This is a genomic window from Tabrizicola sp., assembly GCF_034366665.1.
GTDB lineage: Bacteria > Pseudomonadota > Alphaproteobacteria > Rhodobacterales > Rhodobacteraceae > Tabrizicola.
The window spans coordinates 1-3,232 of the sequence record NZ_JAXMMF010000061.1; the positions used below are offsets into that span (position 1 = coordinate 1).

General features: G+C 65.0%; 4 protein-coding genes. 1 reads left to right on the forward strand and 3 read right to left on the reverse strand.

The window, feature by feature from the left end; genetic code table 11:
• Positions 1–354: single-stranded DNA-binding protein (locus tag U1E69_RS08390; RefSeq protein ID WP_322243948.1), on the reverse strand; the 354-nt coding region annotated here is incomplete at its 3' end.
• Positions 355–798: 444 nt separating this feature from the next.
• On the opposite strand from U1E69_RS08390, the gene U1E69_RS08395 reads away from it, so the two are divergent.
• Positions 799–1,119, forward strand: a complete 321-nt coding sequence (locus tag U1E69_RS08395) for an H-NS family nucleoid-associated regulatory protein (protein WP_038148804.1) — start codon at positions 799–801, stop codon at positions 1,117–1,119.
• A gap of 101 nt (positions 1,120–1,220) precedes the next feature.
• Here U1E69_RS08395 and U1E69_RS08400 read toward each other — a convergent pair whose 3' ends face one another.
• Both U1E69_RS08400 and U1E69_RS08405 read right to left on the reverse strand, forming a co-directional pair.
• A complete protein-coding gene (locus tag U1E69_RS08400) occupies positions 1,221–2,564 on the reverse strand; it encodes an ATP-binding protein (RefSeq protein WP_038148806.1) in 1,344 nt (447 codons plus the stop codon).
• On the reverse strand, positions 2,561–3,220 hold the full coding sequence (locus U1E69_RS08405) for a response regulator transcription factor (protein ID WP_106754621.1): 660 nt from the start codon (positions 3,218–3,220) through the stop codon (positions 2,561–2,563). The genes U1E69_RS08400 and U1E69_RS08405 overlap by 4 nt, the downstream gene beginning before the upstream one ends.
• Positions 3,221–3,232: the final 12 nt, after the last annotated feature.

The following is a 3,232-nucleotide window of genomic DNA, read 5'->3' on the forward strand; positions in this document are numbered from 1 at the left end:
GGCCGACTTCGGGCGGCTCAGGAAGTCGACCTTTTCGGCGATGATCTCGCAGCCGTAGCGGTCGTTGCCCATGCTGTCGATCCACTTGGTGTAGTGGATGCGGCCGTGGACGAGGACCTTCATGCCCTTTTCGCAGTGCTCTGCGACCGTCTTGCCGAGACCGTTGAAGCAGGTGATGCGGTGCCATTCCGTGTCCATGACCCGGTAGCCGTTCTCGTCGCGCAGGACGCGACCTTCCGAGATGCGGGGGCGGGAGGTGGCGAGGCTGAAGTTGGTGATCTTGGTGCCGCCCTGGGTGGTGCGGACTTCGGGGGTCTGACCGATGTTGCCGGCGAGGATAACGATGTTCTGCATGGTAAGCTTCCTTCTGTGTCCTGTCTTCGGGACCGTCCCTTCGACAAGACCCGGAAAAAGCCCGTCGGGTGACGCGTGCACGGTGGACGGAACGGACGCCGGAAACCCCCAGAGGACCGGGGTGGAGCGGGCAGGTGACGCGTTTCCAAAGAAACGCTAGCCAACACGGCCCGGACTGACGCGGGGTTGCGCGCAGGCAACCGAACGGGATTAGGGGATTGTCAGTCGAAGGGATGGCCGAGGAGACAGAGATGCGCGGGGAGCCCATGCCAGGACCTGTCACCTTGCCCATCGGGACTGCCTTACCCCCCAGTCCAGCACCTCCCCGGCGGCGAAAACTGCGATCACCAGCCTTTGCCACCCCTGCCCTTGCCTTCCGGGAGTTGCGGTGCCCTGCATCGACGGGCTATCGATACCGGGATATTCAGGACACGGACCGCATCAATGGCTGATTACGAACTCGAGGCACTGTCGCTTGGCGAGCTGAAGAAAATGCAGAAGGACGTCGCCAAGGCGATCTCCACATTCGAGGATCGGCAGAAGGCGGAAGCCCGCGCCAAGGTGGAAGCTCTCGCCCGGGATCTGGGCTACTCTCTGGCCGAACTTGACGGAACCGAGACGAAAGCCTCCCGTGCGCCTGTCGCGGCGAAATACCGGCACCCTGAGAACCCGGCACTCACCTGGTCCGGTCGCGGGCGCAAACCGCAGTGGTTCGTGGAGGCGTTGGCTGCTGGGAAAACGGCGACCGATTTGGCTATCAACTGATCCAGCCCAAATGCGTTCGCCACTCGGTCGATACGCAACCAGCCGAGTACTGCGCGCGAGAAATGCCTTCGAATCGAGGCGTAAAGCCTGATCCATTCTCGCTAGGAATTCAGAACGCGTGTTCCGGTCGGTGATAGTCGTGCCTCGAACCCTGAAGCCCGGCCTTCGCGAGGCGATCTGAGTTCGAATTGACTGCCAGACCTCTCGGCAATCGTCGCGACAATTGCCAGCCCAAGACCGCTGCCCTCGCGATCGGACCGGGCGCGCTCGAACCGGTGCGTCAGGCGTGCGAGATCCTCGGCGGGCACGACCGGGCCGTCGTTGGCGACGATCAGCGTTCCGTCAGTTGCAAGCGAGACCTCCACAGGAGCTTCGGCTTGGCCATGGCGCAAGGCATTCTCGATCAGATTGCGCAAGACGATCGCGAAGGCGTCGGGGTCCAGATCCGACATGATAGCGCTGTCCGGAAGCGCGAGGTGGATGCGCCCGGGCTCGCCACCGCGCGCAAGGTCGTCGACGATCAGTCGGGCCACGGGGCGAAGATCGGCAGCGACGTCACGGCGAAGGCGACCACCTTCAGCGCGCGCCAGTTGCAACAGGCGTTCGGAGAGGCGGGTCAGGCGTTTCAGCGTGGCCTCGATTTCGGCCGCACGGGCCTTGGCGTCAGCGTCGCGCGTCTCTGTCTGCAGCCGTTGTGCCTGTGCGATGGCACCTGCCAGCGGGGTGCGGAGTTCATGCGCGGCGTTCGCTGCAAAGCTTCGCTCCGCCTCGAAGGCCGCTTCCAGCCGCCCCAGAAGTCCGTTCATCGTATCGGCGAGGGGCGCGATTTCGGTGGGCAGATCGGCGCTGGCGACGGGGCTCAGGTCGCGCGCGCCCCGCGCCGACAGGCGGTCGCGGAACTGGCGCAGGGGCGCAAGGCTGGCGCGGACGGCCAGCACGATGGCCAGAAGCGCCACGGGCAGCAAGATCAGAAGTGGCAGGCCAAGCCCCATCTGAATCTCGCGCGCGACGCTTGCGCGATGGTCCAGCGGCTCGGCCACAGTGATGCGGATCGTGCCCTGCACAGCCTCGTCGCTATAGAGCCGATGCGTTGCAGTCTGGTGGAACCCGATCCCTTCCCAGGCGGGGAACACGCCCGGGTCGGCGGCATGGGATTGCAGCAGGATGCGCCCCTGATCATCCCGCACGATGTAAGTGAAGAACTCGTCATGTTCGCGGATGGCGGCAAGACGCTGGCTGATCCCTGCTTCCTCGCGGTTCAGGATATCAACGACGGCGAGTGGCAGGATGCGCTGTGCGGTTTCCTGCAGGGCGGAATCGAACACCTCTTCGATCTCGCTCCGCGCGATCAGCGCCGTCACGCTGGCCGCGAGCACCCAAAGAACCGTCAGCGCCACGCCCAGCCAGAGCCCAAGGCGACCCTGAAGACTGCGCGGCGCCCTCATGCCCGGCCCAGACGGTAGCCGAGGCCGCGTTCCGTCTCGATCACCTCCGCCCCCAACTTCTTCCGCAGTCGGCTGAGATGGACCTCGATCGTGTTGCTCTCGATCTCGGCCCCAAAGGCGTAAAGCTTGTCCTCAAGCTGCGCCTTGGACAGAAGCTGCCCAGGCCGGGACAGAAAGGCCTCGAACAGCGCCCATTCGCGTGCCGTCAGGGCGACTGGGCGGCCGTCGCGGTGGATGCTGCGCGCAGCAAGGTCGATCTCCAGCGGCCCGTGGGTGACAATTGGGTTGGGGTTCCCCGCATAGCGGCGCGCCACCGAGCCGATCCGGGCGGACAGTTCCGCCAGATCGAAGGGCTTGACCAGGTAGTCGTCGGCCCCTGCGTTCAACCCCTCGATCCGGTCGCTGATCTGGTCAAGCGCGGTCAGGATGATGACGGGCGTCACATCGCCCTTGGCCCGCAGACGGCGCAGAAACGGAATGCCCCGGCCATCGGGCAGCATCAGGTCCAGCAGCACAAGATCGAAGCTCGCCCCGGCCATCGCGTCCCCGGCCGCATCCAGCCGCTGGACCCAGTCGACCGAATGGCCATCGGCGGCTATCTGGTCCCGCACGGCAGCTCCCAGAACTGTATCATCCTCGATCAGCAAGATGCGCATGGTCTTCTGCCG